Here is a 20,900-nt window from a genome sequence, read left to right on the forward strand (position 1 = left end):
TACAGACCCCGACTTCCCCCTCCCCTCGTACGCCCCACTTCCGGCTGTAACCGTTTGTGTCCTGCCCCACAGGCGCCACTAGACTCTAGGTGAGCTCAGCGTGGCGCTCTGCCTGTAACCCTTCGAGCCAGGATTTGAGCCGAGACATGAAAATTGGAATCCTCACCAGTGGCGGGGACTGCCCCGGGCTGAACGCCGTCATCCGCGGCATCGTCCTGAAGGGCATCGCCGTCCATGGCCACGAATTCGCCGGATTCCTGGACGGCTGGCGCGGCGTCGTCGAGGGCGACACCATCGAGCTCCCCCGCACCATGGTCCGCGGCATCGCCAAGCAGGGCGGAACCATCCTCGGCACCTCCCGCACCAACCCGTTCGAAAACAACGGCGGGCCCGAGGTCATCAAAGCCAACATGGACCGGCTGGGCATCGACGCCCTGATCGCCATCGGCGGCGAAGGAACCCTCGCGGCGGCCAAGCGGCTCACCGACGCCGGACTGAAAATCGTCGGCGTCCCGAAGACAGTCGACAACGACCTTGACGCGACCGACTACACCTTCGGCTTCGACACCGCCGTCGAGATCGCCACCGAAGCAATCGACCGCCTGCGCACCACCGGAGAATCCCACCACCGCTGCATGATCGCCGAGGTGATGGGCCGCCACGTCGGCTGGATCGCCCTGCACGCCGGGATGGCCTCCGGCGCCCACGCCATCCTGATCCCGGAGCAGAAGGCCTCGATGGAGCAGATCACCGAGTGGGTCATCTCGGCCCACGACCGAGGCCGCGCCCCGCTCGTTGTGGTCGCGGAGGGCTTCGTGCCGGACGGCCAGGAAACGCCGCACTCCGAACGCGGTCTGGACACCTTCGGCCGCCCGCGGCTGGGCGGAATTTCCGAAATGCTTGCCCCGGAACTGGAGGCCAGGACCGGCATTGAAACCCGTGCAACTGTCCTCGGCCACATCCAGCGCGGCGGGGTTCCCACCGCGTTCGACCGGGTGCTCGCAACACGACTGGGCATGGCCGCCGTCGACTCGGTAGTCGAGGGACGCTGGGGCACCATGGTCTCGCTCAACGGCACCGACATCGTCCACGTCGGCTTCGACGCCGCGCTCGGAAACCTCAAGACAGTCCCGCAGCACCGCTACGACGAGGCCGCGGTCCTCTTCGGCTGATCCGCCTGATCCGCTTGACCGCCGGGTCCTCCGCACTGGGGCCGCTACGCCCGTGGGTAGGGTGGAGGTATGACACTTGAGCCCGGTTCGGTCGACATCATCCAGCTCGCGTGGGCGCGTCGCCTGGGGCTCGACGACGGCGCCTTCGCGGCCGCCGCCGGCGAACGCATCCTGCATGCCGATGAGGCGGCCCGGGCGGTGCAGTTCGTCCGGCTGTTCGGCAATTCCGCCCTGGTGGGCCCGCAATGGGCGCTGGACGCCGCCGTTGGGCTGTCCGACGGCGAACTCGCGCAGCACGTCACCATGTTGACCATCACCCGTGACCATGGTGGCCACGGCCTCGGCGCCGCCGCTCTGTTCTTCGCCGACGACCTGCCGCTGCGACAGCCCTCGGAGGAGCTCACCGTTTCGCATGGCAATCCGGAGGCGATCGAGCTGGAAAGCGCTTGCCCGCCGGACGATGTGAATGAAGTGGGCCTCTCGGACCTCGAGCACCGCTTTACGATCATGCACGAGGAGGACGGGCTGCGGACCCCCGTGGCCTGCGGCGCCTACTCCGAATGGGAAGGCCTCATCGCGCACATGGGTGTGTTGGTCGCGCCGGAGTGGCGCCGCCGCGGCCTGGGCTCGCTGGCGGCCTCGATTGCGGCGCACGAGGCACTCGCCTCCGGACTGACGCTGCAGTGGCGCTCCGACGTCAGCAACCAGGGCTCGCTGGCCATCGCCCGGAGCTTGGGCTTCACCGCCGGCGGCATCCAGACCAGCGTGCTGCTGGGCTGACCCCGCAGCACACCGGCCGCACGTCAGCGGGCCCGCGCCCCGGCGCCCTTGGTACCGGCGGACGCCGCCGGCGCGGTGCCGGGAGTCCCCCACGCCTGCATCGGCTGGGGCTTGGCAAAGAACAGCGCCACCGCCACGCCAATCAGGATGACAGCAGCGGGCAGCAGCATGGACTGGCCCATCGCCGTCGAGAATCCCTCCTTCAGGGCGTCGGGAAGCGCGCCGCCAAACGACATCGGGCTTGCCTCGCCGGCGCCTCCCGGGACGGCCGGGAGTTCCGCCGCGAGCCGGGCCTGGATCAGCACCGCAATTGCGGCGCTGCCCAGCACAGCCCCGATCTGGCGCGTGGTGTTGTACACGCCCGAGCCCGCGCCGGCCTGCCGTGGGGGCAGGTTGCGGGTGGCAGTGGTGCTCAGCGGCGCCCAGATGCCGGCGTTCGCGATACCGAGCACGGCGCTCGGCAGCAGGAACATCAGGATCGGGGTGTCCGGATGCATCAGCCATCCATTCCAGAACAGCGCGACGGACATCAGGAACAGGCCGGCTGCGGTGATGAATTTCGGATTGACCCGGTCAATGATCTTGCCCACCACGGGCGCCAGGCCGCCGGAAATGAGCGCCATGGGCACCATCATCAGGGCGGACTGGGTCGGGGTCAGGCCGCGGACGATCTGAAAGTAGAAGATCAGCGGCAGGGTGAAGGAGGTGATGGCGAAGCCGACGGTGGTGATGCCGATGTTCGCCAGGGAAAAGTTGCGGTCCTTGAACAGCGACAACGGCAGCAGCGGTTCACCCTTGTTGTAGTGCTGCCACAGCACAAACGCCACCAGCACGACGATCCCGGCGATGATGAGCCCCCACACCGAAATAGGTCCGGTGATGGTGCCCCAGTTGTAGGTCTCACCTTCCTGGATGCCGAAAACCAGCAGGAACAGCCCGACGGCGCTGAGCAGCACGCCGGGGATATCGAACTTGTGCGGGTGGGTGGTGAGGGACGGCACATAGCGCAGTGCCAGGAAGAACCCGACGAGGCCGACCGGGAGGTTGATGAAGAAGATCCACTCCCAGCCGAGGCCGTCGACCAGGACGCCGCCGAGGATCGGCCCGACCAGGGTGGCAACGCCGGCGGTGGCGCCCCAGATTCCCATCGCGGCTCCGCGCCGGTCCGGCGGGAAGATCCGGGTGATGACGGCCATGGTCTGGGGTGTCATCAGTGCGGCGCCGAAACCCTGGAACACGCGGGCCACGATCAGCATCTGGACGTCGCCGGAAAGGCCGCACCAGAGCGAGGCCAGGGTGAAGACGACCAGGCCGGTCAGGTAGAGCCGCTTCGGGCCGAAGCGGTCACCCAGCCGGCCGGTGATCAGCAGCGGCACGGCGTAGGCGAGCAGGTAGGCGCTGGTCACCCAGATCACCGAGTTGATGTCGGCGTCGAGGCTCTCCATGATGCGGGGGTTGGCCACCGACACGATGGTCGTGTCGATCAGGATCATAAAGAACCCGATCACGAGGGACCAGAGTGCCGGCCACGGCCTGGCGACGTTTTCCATAAGATTCCTTGCGGGTTGAGAGGACGGCTGTCGTATTACGAAGAGTGTTCGTCGGGTTACTAAGGATGTTCGTCGGGTTACAAAAGAGTCTTCGTCGGGGCCCAAGCACCGGATGGGCTACCAGGCAAGCTGGCCGCTGCCGAGCCGGTCCTGGAAGTTCCGGATCCAGCTGACCTCGGCGTGCAGCATCGCCTGCTGGTACTCCATGTCGATCCAGTACTTGCGCTCGATGTTTTTGGCGCTAACCAGTTCCTGCGCCGAGGCCAAGGCACCCAGCTGCTGTTGCAGGCCGACGAGCCTGCGGTCCAGCAGTTCAATCACGACGCCGGCGGGCAGGTTGTAGGCCTCCGAGACGGCCAGCGGGAACCACGGATACTCGTTGACGGGGCTGGCCAGCATGTCCTGGAGCCTTTGGGTGAGGGCTTCCGTGCCGGCGCCGGTGATCTCATAGGTGGTGCGTTCGGGACGGTTGCCCTCCCGGTCGGTGCCGGTGGCTGCGACAAGTCCCTGCTCGGCCAGCCGACCGACTGCGTGGTACAGGGTCCCCGGGCGGACCTTCACGAGCCGGTCCTCATGCCGTGCGATCAGAAGCTGGAACATCTCGTAGGGGTGCATGGGCGCCTCGACCAGCAGGGACAGCGCGGCGACACCCAGCGGCGTCAGGGGTGCGTTCCGGGCCATGCTGCGTTGTCCTTCCCACGGTCTGTGGCATGGCGGGCCAAACCCCGCGGCGGTTATTCCACTAGAACTATTCCACATGGAGTATTAGCGAGCAAGATTTCAACTGTCACCGGGGGCCGCCGGACGGCACCCCATGGCTCCCGGCCTCAGCCCAGCAGGGCCAGAATGTCTTTCCGTTCGAACATCTGCGCGGCGGCCCGGGCGGAGGGTGTGCCGGCGTCGGGATCCGCGCCTGCGCCGACGAGTACCTGCACCACTTCCGTGTAGCCCTTGAAGACGGCCCCGGCGAGCGGGGTCTGGCCGCGGTCGTTGGCGGTGTTGGCCTCTCCGCCGTGCGCCAGGATCAGCCGGACCGTGTCGGGGTGGCCGTGATAGGCGGCCAGCATCAGCAGCGTATCCCCGGCGGCGGTCGTCATGGTTGCCGGGGCACCGGCGGACAGATACCGGCCGAGCAGCGCGTCGTTGCCTTCGCGGGCCGCATCGAACAGGGTGTGGGCCAGGGCCAGCGTCTCCTCGTCCGGCACGCCCGGCGTCGGCCCGCTCATCGGGTGCCCGCTCATCGGGTGCCCCGCAGGAAGCCGGTCTGGCGCCCCACGACCTGGCCGGCGTCGGGGGCGACGATGACTTCCTGCGCGGCAGTGTAGGGCTCGTCGCCGTCGAGGACGGTCAGGGTTTCCTCGGGCGGGACCGAGCGCTTGACGACGGCCAGGGCCACCGGCCCCATTTCGTAGTGCTGCGCCACAGAGGTCACGGTGCCGACTTTACGGTCTCCGGACCGGACCTCGCTGCCGACGGCAGGCATCGTGTGCTGCGAGCCGTCGAGCTGCAGGAACACCAGCCGGCGCGGCGGATGGCCCAGGTTGTGGACGCGCGCCACGGTTTCCTGGCCCTTGTAGCAGCCCTTGTTCAGGTGCACGGCAGTGCGGAGCAGGTCCAGTTCGTGCGGGATGGTCTTGTCGTCGGTTTCGGCGCCCCACCGGGGCCGCCAGGCGGCGATGCGCAGCGCTTCGGCGGCCCAGATCCCGGCGAGGGGCCGGTCCCCCACCGTGGCCTCCAGCTCAGCGGCCGGGACGAGGTACTCGAACCAGGGCCGCTCCAGCCCGGGGTGGGCGTCCTCGCCCACCACCGCATAGGAGTAGCCGCCGGCGCCGACATGCGGCCAGGGATCCTCCCAGACCAGGCGGCCGGAGAATTCCGGGATCCGGCGCGTGGTTCCCAGCACGGACCAGTCCGCCGACACATCGGCGATTTCGACCCGAAGCATGAACTTCATCTTGTTGAGCCACTCGGCCAGCGGACCGGCCTCCGCGGCCTCCACGATCAGCCAGGTTGTCCCGCCGTCGTCGACCACGCGCGCGTCGAATTCGATCCGGCCCTGCACGCTGAGCAGCAACAGTTCGCTGGACTGTCCCGGCGCCAGGTTGGTCAGCTGCTGCGAGGACAGGGTGTTGAGCCAGCTCAGCCGGTCCGGCCCGGCGACGGTGACGACGCCTCGGTGGGACAGGTCCACGACGGCGGTGCCGGCGGCCAGCGCACGCTGTTCGCGGAGCGGTTCGCCGTAGTGGGAGGCGACGCCGGCGTCAGCGCCGCCGGCTTCGACGGCGCCAGGGCGCGCCAGCAGGGGGCTCTTAGTAGTCATATGTAGTAGAAGTCCTTCGGGGTTAGCGGTATTCCGGATTTTCGAAGTCAAACCGGGTGCCGGCTTTCCAGGCGGCGGGCAGGTTTCCGTAGGCGGGAATGCCGCCGGCGTCCTTCAGCATCCGGGCCAGGTGCAGCAGGTTCCAGGTCATGAAGGTGGTGTTGCGGTTGGTGAAGTCGCTTTCCGGACCGCCTGAGCCTTCATCGAGGTAGCTCGGGCCCGGCCCGACGGCGCCGATCCAGCCGGCGTCGGCCTGCGGCGGGACCGTGAAGCCCACGTGCTGGAGGCTGTAGAGGACGTTCATCGCGCAGTGCTTGATTCCGTCCTCATTGCCGGTGATCAGGCAGCCGCCCACCTTGGGGTAGAACGCCCACTGACCCTTGTCGTTGAGTTCGCCGGAATGCGCATAGAGGCGTTCGATCAGCTTCTTGGTCTGTGAGGAGTTGTCGCCCAGCCAGATCGGCCCGGCCACGACGACGATGTCGGCGTCCCGCACGGCCGGATAGAGCTCCGGCCAGTCGTCGGTCTTCCAGCCGTGCTCGCGCATGTCCGGATAGACGCCGGCGGCGATGTCGTGGTCCACCGTCCGGATGACCCTTGTGCTGACGCCGTGTTTCTCCATGATCCGGCGGCTGACCTCAATCAGGCCCTGGGTATTGGAAATCTCCGGGGACTTCTTGAGGGTGCCGTTGAAGTACACGGCCTTGAGGTCGCTGAAGTCGGCTGGAACGGTGGGTGTGGCGGCTGTGGCATTCACTGTGGTGCTCCCTGCGGTCGCTGCGGACAACGGAAATTCAGTGAGACCCCAAGACCAGGCTGCGGTTCTGCGGCGCGGGGCGCCGCTGATTCAGCTGACCTTGGAAAGGATAGCGGACGCGTGCGCCTCCAAGCCGTTGCCCTCCTCGGGACCTTTGCCGGTGGCAACGTCCCAGCGCCAGAGCAGATTGCCGTCCACGAGTCCAAAAATCCGGGTGGCTGCGGTGTACTCCTTGGAGTGGCTGCCGCGCATGACCATGTCGGTGCTGAGCTGGATCTGCGGGCCCTTGATCTGGCCGTAGTACAGCTCGGAGATTCCGCCGGGGTGGGCGATCGAAACAGAAATGTCGAAGCCGCCGTCTTTGTTACGCAGCGCCTCGACCTCGTCGGCGCTCTTGAGCACGGGAACGATGTCGGCCGGGATCAGTCCCGGGCCGCCGTCCTCTTCACGCTGCTTGCGCTCCAGGGCCCAGAACCCGGTTTCGACGGTCAACGGACGGAGCCTGGTGCCTTCGTCGTCGGTCAGCCAGCTCTCGGCGCGGTACTGCAGGTAGGGCAGGCCGTTGTGCGTGAACGACACCCGCTGCAGGAAGTGCTCGGAATCCTCTTCCCCGGCCCCGAGCCTGCCCCGGCCCTCCCACTCACCAATGAGCCAGGACAGCGGAACAATTTCGGGGGTCAGGTCTGTCGGTATTTCAATCGGCACAGTAGCTACCTTTGGAAACGAAGACGGCTAATGGATTCTGGCTGTTACTTCTGGCCCTTGTAAAGGCGGTAGACAACAAAGCCGGCGAACCACGCCATGGCCAGGCTGGCAACACCGAGCAGGACAAGGAAGAAGATTTCAAATGCAAGTACGGACATGATGCCATCCTAGCGGGTTAGTAGATGAGTAGTTTGTCTATGAAGTAGGCCAGCGAACCGACCGCCGCGACCGGGCCCAGCCCTATTCCGAGCGCTGCCGCCAAGCTTAGCGATTCACCCCGGAGGATCACCAACCGGCGGAAACTTACCAGGACGGCACCCACCACCACCCCGACAATGGCGGCGGGGAGCACGGCAATGTCGGAAAACACGAGCCCGGCGAGCGGTCCTGCCAGCCCGGCCCCGACGACGCCCAGCGGCGCCACCACGCGGTCCGGCCAGCGGATCAGGCCCGCGAGCAGGGCGATCGCGGCGCTGATCGCCGCGACCAGGAGCATCTCCCGCACCCCGTTGAAGCGGGCGCAGGCGATCCACCCGGCGCCCAGGCAGGACAACATCACGCCGGCACTGGACCCGAGGGTGGACTCCAGGCGCTGCGCCTGTCCCGTTCCGCGGATCAGCTGCATCACGAAGATCGCCATCAGGCCCGTGGCCATAAACGCCGGCGTCCAGTCCAGGAACCCCGGGGCCGGCAGGTAGGTGGCGGCGATGGCGGCGCCAATGCCGGGGAGGCCGATCAGGACGCCGAGGGTCTTCCGGGCCGGGATTCCCAGGAAGTGCGGCCAGCCGATCCCGACGCCGGCGGCGGTGAGCACGCCAACAGCCAGGAGTGCCTCCGGCGAGGCATAGGACGCGCCAACAATAGCGGCGAGTCCGGCCAGTCCGACGATGCCGATGGTCCAGGACTTCACTGTTCACCCGACATCTGTGGTTTCGTCATCCGTCTTCCGGTCATCGTCGTACCTTCGCTCACTGCGGACCCCAATTCGACCTGATCTCCGTCAGGGGGCTGCGGGCCCCGACGGATCAATCCTGCCCTATGTGACCGTTTTGTGTCGCACAGGAAACGGCCGAAGGTAGCTGCATCATGTCCGGGAAGGGTGCTTTGGGTATACTCAAAGTCAGCTACAGACGCCCAACGATGCGCGGACACCCCTTGGAGGAAACATGTCGCACATCCTGTTACTGACGAACAGCGCCGGCTCATCGGTGGACGTCCTGCCTGCGCTGGAACTGCTGAACCACCGGGTGCATATTCTCCCGGCCGAGCCGACAGCCCTGCTGGAGACCGACCCCTGCGACATCGTCCTGCTGGACGCCCGCAAGGACCTCGTAGGCGCGCGTTCCCTGACCCAACTGCTCAAGGCCACCGGCCTGAGCGCCCCCCTGATGCTGATCCTCACCGAGGGTGGCATGGCCGCCGTCTCCTCGGCGTGGGCCGTCGATGACATTCTGCTGGACTCCGCCGGGCCGGCCGAGGTCGAGGCCCGCATCCGGCTGGGCGTCGCCCGGGCGGCAACGGAGCAGGACGATGCCCCGACCGAGATCCGGGCGGCCGGCGTCGTCATCGACGAGGCCAGTTACACCGCCCGGGTCAACGGCGCGCCGCTGAACCTGACTTTCAAGGAATTCGAGCTGCTCAAGTATCTGGCGCAGCACCCCGGCCGGGTCTTTACCCGCCAGCAGCTGCTGACCGAGGTCTGGGGCTACGACTATTACGGCGGCACGCGCACGGTGGACGTCCACGTCCGGCGGCTGCGCGCCAAGCTCGGTGCCGACCACGAGAACCTGATCAGCACCGTCCGCAACGTGGGCTACCGCCTGACACTGGTCCGGCACCCCGAGGAAGAACTCACCGAAGCATAAGCAAAAAAGCCCCGGACATCGGTCCGGGGCTTTTTGCTGCTGCAATGCGTGCTGCGTCAGTGGAGGACATACGGGTCGAACGTATCGAGGCCACCCCAGTGGTGGATCCCCCTCGTATCTGGCCAACCGGATCCAGGAACAAGCCCTGGACCGAACAGCCGGATGAGTTACCGACTATACGTAACACTTCCGGAAACCACAAAATCGGCCCCGCCGTGCCCGCACCGTATAGCCTTGCACCATGAGTCCCGCGCATCCCGAAAACTGGCCCGTCCTCGCCGTCCACGGAGCCGCGGATGCGCAGCTCCTGAAGGACATCCAGGCTCTCGCGGCAGCCGCCGAGGAGTCCGATGGCAATCCGCCGCTGTCCGAGCAGACGCTCGTGACGCTGCGTGCCGCCGGCACCAGCGGGGCCGCCGGTCCGGCAGAGGCCGCCGATACCAAGTCAGTGCTGACACTCGCCCTGTACAGCCCCGATGAGAAATCCGGCCCGGCAACGGCGCAGGACCTGGCCGGCGTCGCCGTCGTCATCGGCGAACCCGACGGGACGGGCGTGCTGGAAATCGCGGTCCACCCCAGCTACCGCAACCAGGGCGTGGCGGACCGGCTGGTCGGTGAGCTTCGGGCCACGCGCGGCTTCGCCGGCCTCAAGGCCTGGTCGCACGGCAACCACGAGGCCGCTGCTGACCTCGCCGCGCGCTACGGCTACGCACCCGTCCGCGAGTTGTGGAAGATGCGGCTTACCAGCGCGGCGGCTGAGCTGCCCGACGTCCCCGTGCCCGCCGGGGTGACACTGCGTGCCTTCGTCCCGGGCCGGGATGAGGACGCCTGGCTCGCAGCGAACCGGGCTGCGTTCGCCGGCCACGCCGAGCAGGGCAACATGACACGCGCCGACCTGGACGCCAGGATGGCCGAGCCGTGGTTCGATCCCGCCGGCTTCCTGCTGGCCGTCGATGCCTCGGACCGGATCCTCGGCTTCCACTGGACCAAAGTGCACCCCCGGCACGGGGAGCACCCCGCGATCGGCGAGGTGTACGTCGTGGGCGTGACACCCGACGCCCAGGGCACCGGGCTGGGCAAGGCGCTGACGGTCGCCGGCATCCGGCACCTGCAGCACCAGGGCCTGCACGCCGTCATGCTCTACGTCGATGCGGACAACATTCCGGCCGTGGCGCTGTACCGGCGGCTGGGCTTCACCCGCTGGGATGTCGACGTCATGTACGCCCCGCTGGACGGGCGCTGAGCCACCGGTCGGACAGCCGGCACCACCCGGCACGCAGCCGCCACCACCCATTCGGAGACCGCCCGGCGACGCTTCGGCGTCCAACCGGCGACGCCCCGGCGGGCGCCCGGGAAATCCGCACTCCCCGAAAGCTGACCGCCGGATAATTGCTTGTAAGGTTGAAGCAAAATCGCGCCAGTATTTAGGAGAGACCATGCAACGGGATTCTGCCCGGACCGCCACGTCCGGGGCCGCCATGCCGGACGCGAAAGCTCCCAGCGCGCGTACCCAGTTCGGCTCCTCCGAAGTACCTGCCTCACGGGCCACCCAGGACCGGATTGACATTCCTGAGTTCGAGCCGAGCGTGGAGCCGGCAGGCGATTTCAGCCCGGACCGCTTTCTGGACCGTGAATTGAGCTGGCTCTCGTTCAACGCCCGCGTGCTGGAGCTCGCCGAGGACCCGAACCTGCACCTGCTGGAGCGCGTCAGCTTCCTCTCCATTTTCGCGTCCAACCTGGACGAGTTCTTTATGGTCCGGGTCGCCGGTCTCAAGCGCCGGATCGCCACCGGCCTGGCCGTCCCCTCCCCCGCGGGGCTCAGCCCGGTGCAGGTCCTGGAGCAGATCGGTGACGAGGCCCACCGGCTGGCGCAGCGCCACGCCCGCGTCTACGCCGAGCAGATCCGTCCGGCGCTGGCCTACGAGCACATCCACCTGATGCACTGGGACGACCTTGATTCCCAGGCCCAGGACCAGCTCAGTGCCATGTTCGCGGAGAAGGTCTTTCCTATCCTGACCCCGCTGGCCGTGGATCCCGCCCACCCCTTCCCCTACATCTCCGGGCTCTCGCTGAACCTCGCTGTCATCGTCCGCAACCCCGTCAGCGACAAGGAACTCTTCGCCCGGCTCAAGGTCCCGGACCAGCTCCCCCGGCTGGTCTCGGTCGACGGCCCCCGCGCCGGCTCCGTCCCGGGCCGGGTGGCCCGCTTCATCGCCCTCGAGGAAGTCATCGCGGTCCACCTGGACCAGCTCTTCGCCGGAATGGAGGTGCTGGAGCACCACACCTTCCGCGTCACCCGCAACGAGGACCTCGAAGTCGAAGAGGACGACGCCGAGAACCTGCTGCAGGCGCTCGAAAAGGAACTCCTGCGACGCCGGTTCGGCCCGCCGGTCCGGCTCGAAGTCACCAACGACATCAACCCAAACATCCGGGCGCTGCTGATCCGCGAACTCGGGGTGGAGGAATCAGAGGTCTACACGGTCCCCGCACCACTGGACCTCCGTGGCCTCTCCGTCATTGCCGGCATCGACCGGGCTGACCTGCACTACCCCAAGCACGTCCCGCACACCTCCCGGTACCTCAACGAATCGGAAACCTCCAAGGCGGCGAACGTCTTCGCGGCCATGCGGCGGCGAGACATCCTGCTGCACCACCCTTACGACTCCTTCTCCACCTCGGTGCAGGCGTTCCTGGAGCAGGCGGCCTCGGACCCGAAGGTCCAGGCCATCAAGCAGACGCTGTACCGCACCTCCGGCGACTCCCCGATCGTCGACGCCCTGATCGACGCCGCCGAAGCCGGCAAGCAGGTCCTGGCCCTGGTGGAGATCAAGGCACGCTTCGATGAGCAGGCCAACATCTCCTGGGCCCGGAAGCTGGAACAGGCCGGCGTCCACGTGGTCTACGGCATCGTGGGCCTCAAGACGCACTGCAAACTCTCCCTGGTGGTGCGCCAGGAAGTGGACGGACTCCGCCGCTACTGCCACATCGGCACCGGCAACTACCACCCCCGCACGGCCCGGTACTACGAGGACCTGGGCCTGCTCACGGCCAACGAGCAGGTGGGCGAGGACCTCTCCAAGCTGTTCAACCAGCTCTCCGGCTATGCCCCGAAGTCGACCTTCAAGCGGCTCCTGGTCGCCCCCCGGTCGGTGCGTTCAGGCCTGATCGACCGGATCGAAACCGAGATCCGGAACGCCAGGGCGGGCCTCACCGCCCGGGTCCAGATCAAGGTCAACTCGATGGTGGACGAAGCCATCATCGACTCCCTGTACCGGGCGTCGCAGGCGGGCGTTCCCGTCGACATCATCGTCCGCGGCATCTGCTCACTGCGGCCGGGCGTGCCGGGCCTCAGCGAGAACATCACGGTCCGCTCCGTGCTGGGCCGGTTCCTGGAACACTCCCGCGTCTTCGCCTTCGCCAACGCCGGGGACCCGGTGGTCTACATCGGTTCGGCGGACATGATGCACCGCAATCTGGACCGCCGTGTGGAAGCGCTCGTCCAGCTCACCAGCGGGGACGACACCACCTACGTCATGGATCTGCTGCGCCGGTACATGGATCCGGGCACCGCGAGCTGGCACCTGGACAACGAGGCGGAGTGGACCCGCCACCACCTTGCCGAAGACGGGCGCGAACTCGAGGACATCCAGTCCTGGCTGCTCAATTCCCGCTCCCGGCAGCGCTCGTCCGGGCTGCGCTAGGGGCTCTGGCATTGAGTAGCGATACACCGGTCGCCGACCAGACCGACCATCCAGGCGAAGCGATCGCGGTGGTGGCCGCCGGCGCCGTCCCCTGGCGCATCGCCCCGGGCGAAAAGGACAGACTCGAGGTCCTGCTGATCCACCGGCCGCGTTATGACGACTGGTCCTGGCCCAAGGGCAAGATCGATCCCGGGGAGACGGTGCCCGAGTGCGCCGCCCGCGAGGTTGAAGAGGAAATCGGGTTGAGTGCGCCGCTGGGCATCCCGCTGCCTGCCATCCACTACCATGTCCCGGCCGGACTGAAGGTGGTCCACTACTGGGCTGTCGACGTCAACGGGGCCGCGCTCCTGCCGGACGGCAAGGAAGTGGACAGCGTGATGTGGTGCTCGCCGGAAAAGGCGGCGCGGCTGCTGAGCAATCCGAGCGATGTCGCCCCGCTGGAGCATCTGGCCACCGCGCATGCCCGCGGCGAACTGAAAACGTGGCCGCTCGTGATCGTGCGCCACGCCAAGGCCAAGCCGCGCTCCTCCTGGTCCAAAGCCGAAGGGGACCGGCCACTGGCTATCACCGGGATGCGGCAGGCGCAGGCAGTGGGGCGGCTGCTGCAAGCCTGGAAACCGATGCGCATCCTCTCCAGCCCGTGGCTCAGGTGTGTCGCCACCATCGCCCCCTACGCCAAGGCGTCTGACGCGAAGGTGAAGCTGACCGAAGCCCTCACCGAGCACCGGCACGGCCGCCATCCGCACAAGACGGCCGCCGCCGTCGAGGGCCTGTTCGACAAGCAGCGGGCCGTGGTGCTGTGCACGCACCGCCCGGCCCTGCCCACGGTGTTCGCCCAGCTCGCAAAGCACATGGGTGCCCGCCTGCGCGCCCAACTGCCCGCCTCCGACCCGTTCCTGGCCCCCGGTGAGATCGTGGTGTGCCATGTGGCCCACCACAGCAATGACAAAGTGGTCGCGATTGAGCGGTTCAGGCCGTTCGACGACTGAGCCGCCGGGCGGGCGGGGACCTCCGGTCGGCGCTCGCCCGGGACCACGGTTAATGAGCAGGGGCCCCGGTTAAGTAGACTGGGACGGTGAGCATTCCAACGCCCTATGAAGACCTGTTGCGAGACGTCCTGGCGCACGGCACGCACAAATCGGACCGCACCGGGACCGGAACGCTCAGTGTGTTCGGCCGCCAGTTACGTTTCGACCTGGGCAAGAGCTTCCCGCTGATCACCACCAAGCGCGTGCATTTCAAGTCCGTCGCCGTGGAGCTGCTCTGGTTCCTCCGCGGCGACTCGAACGTGAAGTGGATGCAGGACCAGGGTGTCACCATCTGGAACGAATGGGCCGACGCCGACGGCGAACTCGGTCCGGTCTACGGCGTCCAGTGGCGCTCCTGGCCGACCCCCGACGGCGGCCACATCGACCAGATCGCCGAACTCATCGAGAACCTCAAGACCAACCCGGATTCCCGCCGACACATCATCTCGGCCTGGAACGTCGCCGAACTCAAGGACATGGCCCTCCCGCCGTGCCACGCTTTCTTCCAGTTCTACGTGGCCGACGGCAAGCTCTCCTGCCAGCTCTACCAGCGCTCCGCGGACACCTTCCTGGGCGTGCCGTTCAACATCGCCTCCTACGCCCTGCTGACCTGCATGATCGCCCAGCAGACCGGCCTGGAACCCGGCGAATTCGTCTGGACCGGAGGTGACGTCCACATCTACGACAACCACATGGACCAGGTCCTCAAGCAGCTCGCCCGGGACCCCTACGACTACCCGCAGCTCAAGATCACCCGCAAGCCGGTCTCCATCTTCGACTACACCCTCGATGACTTCGAAGTGGTCGGATACCAGCACCACCCGACGATTAAGGCCCCGATAGCCGTATGAGCAACGACACCACCCCGGGCGCACAGCCCGCCGACTTCACCGGCACCCTGGACGCCCTCACCGGGCTCGGCGTCGTCTGGGTCCAGACCAGCACCGGCGTCATCGGCAAGGACGGCGGCATGCCATGGCGCCTGCCCGAGGACATGCAGCACTTCACCCGGCTCACCACCGGCCACCCGGTGATCATGGGCCGCAAGACCTGGGAATCCTTTCCGGACAAATACCGCCCCCTGCCCGGCAGGACGAACATTGTCATCACCCGCCAGGAGGAGTGGGGCGGCACGCCGGCGGCTGAAGGCGCCCTCGCGGTCAAGTCCCTGGACGAAGCACTCCTGGAGTCCCAGTTTGCGCCGGGCAACGACATGGTCTGGATCATCGGCGGCGGTAACATCTACGCCCAGTCCATGGACCTCGCAAACGTCGCAGTGGTCACCACAATCGACGCCACGACGGAGGGTGACACGTTCGCCCCGGACCTCGGCTACGACTGGACCATGGGCGCGAGCCTGCCGGCCGACGGCTGGGAGACCGCCGACAACGGCACCCGCTACCGCATCACCGTGTGGCGCCGGACGGAGCACTAAGAAATGCTGAAGAAACCCGAAACCCTCTTTGTCCTTGGCTACATGCTGCTGCCACTCCTGGCGCTGCTCTCTGCGATCGTGGGGCTGACCATGATCCTGGGCGGCAACAAGATCGTCGGCGCCATCGTGCTCGTGGTCATCACCCAGGCCTTCGCTCTCGGGGCGTTCTTTGCCCTGCGGAGGCGGAAACACGCGCTTCTCACGGAAACCCGCGGCGAATAACGTCCCTGCTGCCCTCGGCTGAAGCCGGATGGGGACATCACCCCATCGCCGGTTGCCCCGGTTCCGGCTACGTTGGGGCCGGATAGATACTCACACCGGAATGCACCGTGTCCCGGTCGCAGCCGGTTAGGCTGATGCAGGTCAAAGGGGGATGCCGGGATGGCAGGAAACTTATGGGGCGCCGACGTCGCCCAGTTGCGCACATTGGCGCAGCAGTTCGGCAAGACGTCCGAGACGCTCCAGCAACAGTCGACAACGCTGACGTCGGCCATCAACGGGAACACAGTGTGGAAGGGTGCCGACGGAGCCCGGTTCACGTCGGAATGGAACAGCAGCCACCGAGCCCTGATCCAGAAGACAGCGCTGGCCCTCAAAGCAGAGTCCAAGCGGCTGATGACCCACGCCGACCAGCAGGAGAAGGCCAGCAACACCGGCGCCGGGGCAGGCGGCGAGCCGCTCCTCAGCCCCGGCGGTTCCGGCGGCAACTGGGCGCTCCTCGGCGGAGCGGCCGCCGTCGGCGGAATCCGGGCGGCGATGGACATCCAGAAAAACATCAAAGCGCCGCTCACCCTGGCCAAGCACCTGGGACAGTACGGCTGGGTCCTCAAGAAACAGCCCACCGACTTCGTCAAGACAATGTTGACCAAGGGCCGCCACCGCCTGGGCGGACCGGTCTTCGACGGCCGGCATCTGGTGCAGACGACCATGGGAAACAAGGCCCTTGAGGCTCTGCTGAAGACGTCAACGAAGAACCCCGTCCTCAAGCTGATCGACAAAGCCTCCGACATTGCCTCACTGAAAAACCTCAACAACTATACTGATCCGCTCGCCAAGTACATTGGTCCGCTCGCCAAGTTAAAGCCGCTCCTGGAGGAAAAAGCCTGGCTTGGGGCCGGCTCCAAGGCTGAGTGGCTCGGCAAATCCGGGCTCGCGCGCGGGCTAGGCTGGGCCGGGGTGGTTTTCAACTCAGTGGACTCGGTGCAAAGCTTTGCGAAGGGGGACATCGAGGCCGGTGTTGGCAGTGCGCTCAAGGCCGGTCTCGGCGTCGGCTGCTTCCTGCCGCCGCCGGCGGGAACCGTCTGCCAGGTCGCCAGTGTGGGTATCGCCGTCTACGAAAACTGGGACACGATCAGCGCCGTGGGCAAGAACGTTGGCGAAGGAATCGTCAGCGCGGTCAAGGATCCGGGCAAGTTCGTCAACGATGCCGCGGATAACATCAAAGATGCCGGAAAGTCCGTGGCCAATTTCCTTGGCTTCGGGAATTAGGAGACTCACATGACTGTCCAGGACGAGACCCAGCGGGAGCCACGGCTTGGAGTCGACGTTATCGGCTTCGGGGTCGGCGAATTTGCCTACCTGCTCAACGTGTTCGAGGGCCCGGCGCGTGACCGTTCGGTCAGCGTCTTCCGCGCCGAGGACCTGGTGGACGATGTCACGCTATCCACGGCCGGCGCGTCGTCGCTGATGGCACGGGATCTGGCGACCGTCGACGACGACGGCGACCCGGGGGTGAAGGGCGTGGCTGCCGCCGTCGCCACGGCCTTTGGGCAGGCCTCACACTGGACCGAGTTTTCCCTGCTGACTAAAGACAGCATGGACAACGTGGTGCTGGTCGAAGCGCCCGGTGTCGCCCTGATGCTGCAGCCCCGGCTGTTGGGAACCTGGTTCGTATTCGCCCAGGATCCTGCGATCAGCTCGGCCGAGGCAACCCTCCGTGTGGTCCGCCATCACGTCGAGGAGAATCCCGGCGGCTCCGCCTATCTCGTGTTCAAGACCCTCGACGCCGAGAAGCATCTGCTGATCCGTAGCGAAGACAAGGACTCCTGGGCCACCGGCATCCCAAATTTCGACACTGACGAAGTCGCTGAAACCGAAGGCCTGGACGATGCCGCCCTGCTGCGGGCCATCGAGGAGTCCCGTGGCTAGGCGCAGCCGGGACGTGCCCCAGGACCCCGGCTATGTAGAGTCCCGGCCGGCAGCCGACGGCCAGCTCCACCGCCGTGCCGAGAACGGCGAACTTGTCGCTTACACCGCCGAGGAGTACGGCGTCCGCAAGGACGACGGCCTGGGCGTCATCAAACCCGTGAACAGCTCGGGCGGTCTGCTCTTCCTCGCCGTCCTGATCACCATCGCGTTCGGGGGGATGCTTTATGGGCTGGTACAAATCGCCATTACCGACCAATGGGAGATTCTGGGCAGGATCTGGTGGATGTATCTGGTGATCCTGTATCCGCTGATCGCCGGCTGGTCCAGCTATTTCTCCGAGCACAAGGCCGAAAAGCTGCGCAAGGCCCGCAACCTCCCCCGGCCCGTTGAGTAGTCCCAGGTGCCCGACGCCTTTCGCCGTCCGTGCCTGTTTCAGAGCGCGGTGACGTAACCGGCTGCGCCCCTCTGCCAACAAAGTCTAAACTGGGCCCATGACTACAGCAGCTACTCCGTCCGTTGGACTGGTCGGTTGGCGTGGCATGGTCGGCTCCGTCCTGATGCAGCGCATGCAGGATGAGGGCGACTTCGCCAACATCAACCCGGTATTTTTCTCCACCTCGAACGCGGGGGGTGCGGCGCCCGCGGTCGCTGGTCCTGCCGGCGGCGACGCGGGCAAGCTCGAGGACGCGTTCGACGTCGACGCCCTGGCGAAGCTGCCCATTATCGTCACCGCCCAGGGCGGGGACTACACAAAAAAGGTCCACGGCGAACTGCGCAGCCGCGGCTGGGACGGTCTCTGGATCGACGCCGCGTCCACCCTGCGGATGAACGACGACTCGATCATTGTGCTGGACCCGATCAACCGCGATGTCATCGATGCCGGGCTCTCCGGCGGCGTGAAGGACTTCATCGGCGGCAACTGCACCGTCTCGTGCATGCTCATGGGCCTCGGCGGGCTGTTCAAGAATGGCCTCGTCGAGTGGGGCACCGCGATGACTTACCAGGCCGCCTCCGGCGGCGGCGCCCGGCACATGCGCGAACTGCTCAGCCAGTTCGGCACGCTCAACGCCCAGGTCAGCACGGAACTGGACGACCCGGCGTCGGCCATCCTGGAGATCGACCGCAAGGTTCTGGCCCACCAGCGCGACGGCATCGACGTCACCCAGTTCGGCGTCCCGCTGGCCGGATCGCTGATCCCGTGGATCGACGCGGACCTCGGCAACGGCCAGTCCAAGGAGGAGTGGAAGGCCGGCGTGGAGACCAACAAGATCCTCGGCACCTCCGGCGCTGAGCACATCATCATGGACGGGCTCTGCGTCCGGATCGGCGCCATGCGTTCGCACTCCCAGGCGCTCACGCTCAAGCTCCGCGAGGATCTTTCCGTCGCCGAGATCGAGAAGCTCCTGGCCTCGGACAACGAGTGGGCCAAGGTGGTGCCCAACACCAAGGACGCGTCCATGGCCGAACTCACCCCCGTGGCGGCGTCCGGCACCCTGGACATCCCGGTGGGCCGGATCCGCAAGCTGGAGATGGGCCCGGAGTACATCAGCGCGTTCACTGTCGGCGACCAGCTCCTGTGGGGTGCGGCCGAGCCGCTGCGCCGCATGCTCAGAATCGCGACCGGCAACCTGTAGCGACAAAACAGAACCCAAGCCGGGCCGACGCCGCATCCACACCGAACCCCAGCGCACCGGTTCAGGTGCGCCGGACGCCACCGCACCGGTTCAGGTGCGCCGGTTCAACGGCCGAGGAATCTGCGGTACTTCGCGGCCTGCAGCTCAAAGGATCTTTGGGCGGCAGGCCGCAGTCCGTTAACGCCGTCGAAGGGCTCAGGGACGGCGGCAGCAGCGCCGGCGCCGCCGCCTCGGGCTGCCTCCCAGGTGCCGACCACCTGGCCGCCCGCGACGATCGTTTTCCGGAAGACGCCATTGCCGCCCGGCACGATCCTGTCCGCATGCTCCGGCGGCAGCACAAGCGAGCGGTCCTTGTAGCCCAGCAGGAACTCATCGAATCCGGGCAGCGCCAGCACCAGGCGCCCGGCGGGGACGCCGGTGTCGAGCAGCGCGGCCGTCTCCGCGGACAGCCAGTAGCTGGTCCCCTCAAACGTGATCTCCGCCAGCTGGTCCTTCACCGTGGCCAGGGCGGCGCGGACCTCGGTCAGGGGAATGCCGGACCACCAGGAGAAGTCACGCTCCGTGGCCGGCCCGTGGCTGCGCAGGTAGCGCAGCAGCCACTCGGCGATGCCCTCGGCACGGTCCAGGCTGCGCGATGAGGTAATCCAGTCGTCGAAGGCCAGCACCACCTGCTGGTTGCCGGCCAGCGGGCCCTGCACCAGCAGGCCCCGCTGGCAGAGGACCCCGAGCAGGTGGATACCGCGCTGCCCGGCCGTGGACTGACCGGCCCGTTCGAAGGCCTGGAACAGCTCTGCCCGGCTGGCGGCTGCCCCGCCGGAGACCAGCTGCAACGCCGTTCCGGCAGCGGCGTCGACATCCGCGGCGGAGATTCCCAGCTCGCGGTGGCGCCCGGCCATGCCCCGGATCAGCCGGTCTGCGGTGATTGCCAGCATCCATTTCAGGTCCTCGGGGGCCACCAGGTGCAGCGTGCCCCGCATCGGCCAGGAGCGGACGATCTCGCCCCGGTCCAGGGCGCTCCGGACATCCCCGACGCGGGAGCCCGGAACCCGCTGGCCGACGGCCCAGAGGGCGGCGCCGAGGTCCTGCGCCTGCATGGCCGTCATCCAGCGTACGGCGGCCGCGGCGTCGCCGAATCCGGTTCCGGCCAGGCCCTGCGCGGCCAGCCGCAGCCGGCCCAGCACCGCCCGGCTCAGCCGGGCACGAGGCGTTCCTGTCATGCCTCCAATGCTAGGACGCCGGGCGGGTGGTTCCCAGCCACCTTCCAGCCGGACTCTTTACCCTTGATGGATGACCATGAGCGAGATGTGGCCGCTGCTGCGGCCCCTGAGCAGGAGGCTGGCCGTGCTCGGCTGGGCTTCCAGCGCCGTCGGCATGGCCGCGGGACTCGCCATTGCGATTGCCAGCGGAACGCGGCTCTCCCCCATGATGAGTTCGTTGCAGTTCGTGGCCGCGGTATCGATGGCCGTGGTGGTGGCCAGTTTCGTCACGGCCGCCGTGGTGCAACCACGCACCCCCGCACGGGACGACGGTGATCACCCGGACGCCCGGCAACCCGGGGATCTCCCGGACACCGTGCAGAGCCTGCTGCTTGGCTCGCTGGCGCTGCTGGCCGGGGCGGCCGTGTTTGCCTTCGCGGGTCTTTGGCTCCGCGGAGGCCCCAGCAACCAGTCCGTGGCGTTTTGCGAGGTCTTCCTCCTGGGCGCCGCCGCGTCCGGCTTCACCTTCCTACTGTTCAGCCGGGTCGCGCCGCACCGCGGCAGGGGCTGAAGGCAGCCGGCTGGGACTCTCCGGCTGCTGCCTGACCG

22 protein-coding genes are annotated in these 20,900 nt (G+C 67.1%); 14 read left to right on the top strand and 8 right to left on the bottom strand.

What is annotated here, in order from left to right:
- The first annotated feature begins 146 nt into the window (after positions 1–146).
- Entirely contained in the window at positions 147–1,172 is a 1,026-nt protein-coding gene (locus tag AC50YM_RS19335) for a 6-phosphofructokinase (RefSeq protein WP_494958560.1), read from the top strand.
- 69 nt (positions 1,173–1,241) lie between these two features.
- Positions 1,242–1,952, top strand: a complete 711-nt coding sequence (locus tag AC50YM_RS19340; protein WP_494958561.1) for a GNAT family N-acetyltransferase — start codon at positions 1,242–1,244, stop codon at positions 1,950–1,952.
- Between the two features lie 23 nt (positions 1,953–1,975).
- Here the strand turns inward: AC50YM_RS19340 and AC50YM_RS19345 are convergent, their stop codons facing one another.
- The 7 genes from AC50YM_RS19345 to AC50YM_RS19375 form a co-directional block, all read right to left on the bottom strand.
- Positions 1,976–3,502: a DHA2 family efflux MFS transporter permease subunit gene (locus AC50YM_RS19345; RefSeq protein WP_494958562.1), complete on the bottom strand. Its 1,527-nt coding sequence runs from the start codon at positions 3,500–3,502 to the stop codon at positions 1,976–1,978.
- Positions 3,503–3,619: 117 nt separating this feature from the next.
- The gene (locus AC50YM_RS19350) at positions 3,620–4,183 is read right to left on the bottom strand and encodes a PadR family transcriptional regulator (RefSeq protein WP_494958563.1); all 564 of its coding nucleotides are present in this window, start codon (positions 4,181–4,183) and stop codon (positions 3,620–3,622) included.
- A gap of 146 nt (positions 4,184–4,329) precedes the next feature.
- Positions 4,330–4,728 (bottom strand): ankyrin repeat domain-containing protein, encoded by a 399-nt coding sequence (locus AC50YM_RS19355; RefSeq protein WP_494958564.1) that lies wholly within the window; start codon positions 4,726–4,728, stop codon positions 4,330–4,332.
- Positions 4,729–4,739: 11 nt separating this feature from the next.
- Positions 4,740–5,822, bottom strand: coding sequence for a CAF17-like 4Fe-4S cluster assembly/insertion protein YgfZ (gene ygfZ, locus AC50YM_RS19360; RefSeq protein WP_494958565.1), 1,083 nt, complete (start codon positions 5,820–5,822; stop codon positions 4,740–4,742).
- A gap of 22 nt (positions 5,823–5,844) precedes the next feature.
- On the bottom strand, positions 5,845–6,579 hold the full coding sequence (locus AC50YM_RS19365; RefSeq protein ID WP_494958566.1) for a flavodoxin family protein: 735 nt from the start codon (positions 6,577–6,579) through the stop codon (positions 5,845–5,847).
- Between the two features lie 90 nt (positions 6,580–6,669).
- Positions 6,670–7,284, bottom strand: a complete 615-nt coding sequence (locus AC50YM_RS19370; protein WP_494958567.1) for a nitrobindin family protein — start codon at positions 7,282–7,284, stop codon at positions 6,670–6,672.
- A gap of 175 nt (positions 7,285–7,459) precedes the next feature.
- Positions 7,460–8,194: a permease gene (locus AC50YM_RS19375; protein WP_494958568.1), complete on the bottom strand. Its 735-nt coding sequence runs from the start codon at positions 8,192–8,194 to the stop codon at positions 7,460–7,462.
- Positions 8,195–8,450: 256 nt separating this feature from the next.
- Here AC50YM_RS19375 and AC50YM_RS19380 point away from each other — a divergent pair, with 256 nt between their 5' ends.
- From AC50YM_RS19380 to asd, 11 genes are all read left to right on the top strand, one after another.
- Positions 8,451–9,149 (top strand): winged helix-turn-helix transcriptional regulator, encoded by a 699-nt coding sequence (locus AC50YM_RS19380; RefSeq protein WP_494958569.1) that lies wholly within the window; start codon positions 8,451–8,453, stop codon positions 9,147–9,149.
- A gap of 241 nt (positions 9,150–9,390) precedes the next feature.
- Positions 9,391–10,392 (top strand): mycothiol synthase, encoded by a 1,002-nt coding sequence (gene mshD, locus AC50YM_RS19385; protein ID WP_494958570.1) that lies wholly within the window; start codon positions 9,391–9,393, stop codon positions 10,390–10,392.
- 235 nt (positions 10,393–10,627) lie between these two features.
- Positions 10,628–12,850, top strand: a complete 2,223-nt coding sequence (locus tag AC50YM_RS19390; RefSeq protein ID WP_494958586.1) for an RNA degradosome polyphosphate kinase — start codon at positions 10,628–10,630, stop codon at positions 12,848–12,850.
- A gap of 11 nt (positions 12,851–12,861) precedes the next feature.
- Positions 12,862–13,839, top strand: coding sequence for an NUDIX hydrolase (locus tag AC50YM_RS19395; protein WP_494958571.1), 978 nt, complete (start codon positions 12,862–12,864; stop codon positions 13,837–13,839).
- 86 nt (positions 13,840–13,925) lie between these two features.
- Positions 13,926–14,729: a thymidylate synthase gene (locus AC50YM_RS19400; protein ID WP_494958572.1), complete on the top strand. Its 804-nt coding sequence runs from the start codon at positions 13,926–13,928 to the stop codon at positions 14,727–14,729.
- Positions 14,726–15,313, top strand: a complete 588-nt coding sequence (locus AC50YM_RS19405) for a dihydrofolate reductase (protein WP_494958573.1) — start codon at positions 14,726–14,728, stop codon at positions 15,311–15,313. Before AC50YM_RS19400 ends, AC50YM_RS19405 begins: the two co-directional genes overlap by 4 nt.
- Before the next feature lie 3 nt (positions 15,314–15,316).
- Complete coding sequence (locus AC50YM_RS19410) at positions 15,317–15,535, top strand: NF038396 family protein (RefSeq protein ID WP_494958574.1); 219 nt, start codon at positions 15,317–15,319, stop codon at positions 15,533–15,535.
- A 159-nt stretch (positions 15,536–15,694) separates the two neighbouring features.
- Positions 15,695–16,801: a WXG100 family type VII secretion target gene (locus AC50YM_RS19415; protein WP_494958575.1), complete on the top strand. Its 1,107-nt coding sequence runs from the start codon at positions 15,695–15,697 to the stop codon at positions 16,799–16,801.
- A 9-nt stretch (positions 16,802–16,810) separates the two neighbouring features.
- Positions 16,811–17,461, top strand: a complete 651-nt coding sequence (locus AC50YM_RS19420; RefSeq protein WP_494958576.1) for a hypothetical protein — start codon at positions 16,811–16,813, stop codon at positions 17,459–17,461.
- Positions 17,454–17,855, top strand: coding sequence for a hypothetical protein (locus tag AC50YM_RS19425; protein WP_494958577.1), 402 nt, complete (start codon positions 17,454–17,456; stop codon positions 17,853–17,855). Before AC50YM_RS19420 ends, AC50YM_RS19425 begins: the two co-directional genes overlap by 8 nt.
- A 97-nt stretch (positions 17,856–17,952) precedes the next feature.
- Positions 17,953–19,095 (top strand): aspartate-semialdehyde dehydrogenase, encoded by a 1,143-nt coding sequence (gene asd, locus AC50YM_RS19430; protein WP_494958578.1) that lies wholly within the window; start codon positions 17,953–17,955, stop codon positions 19,093–19,095.
- A 104-nt stretch (positions 19,096–19,199) separates the two neighbouring features.
- Here the strand turns inward: asd and AC50YM_RS19435 are convergent, their stop codons facing one another.
- The gene (locus AC50YM_RS19435; RefSeq protein ID WP_494958579.1) at positions 19,200–20,312 is read right to left on the bottom strand and encodes a winged helix DNA-binding domain-containing protein; all 1,113 of its coding nucleotides are present in this window, start codon (positions 20,310–20,312) and stop codon (positions 19,200–19,202) included.
- Between the two features lie 70 nt (positions 20,313–20,382).
- Between AC50YM_RS19435 and AC50YM_RS19440 the strand changes: the two genes are divergently transcribed.
- On the top strand, positions 20,383–20,862 hold the full coding sequence (locus AC50YM_RS19440) for a hypothetical protein (RefSeq protein ID WP_494958580.1): 480 nt from the start codon (positions 20,383–20,385) through the stop codon (positions 20,860–20,862).
- Positions 20,863–20,900 lie beyond the last annotated feature (38 nt).

The sequence above is a fragment of the Pseudarthrobacter sp. RHLT1-30-1 genome, assembly GCF_059383415.1.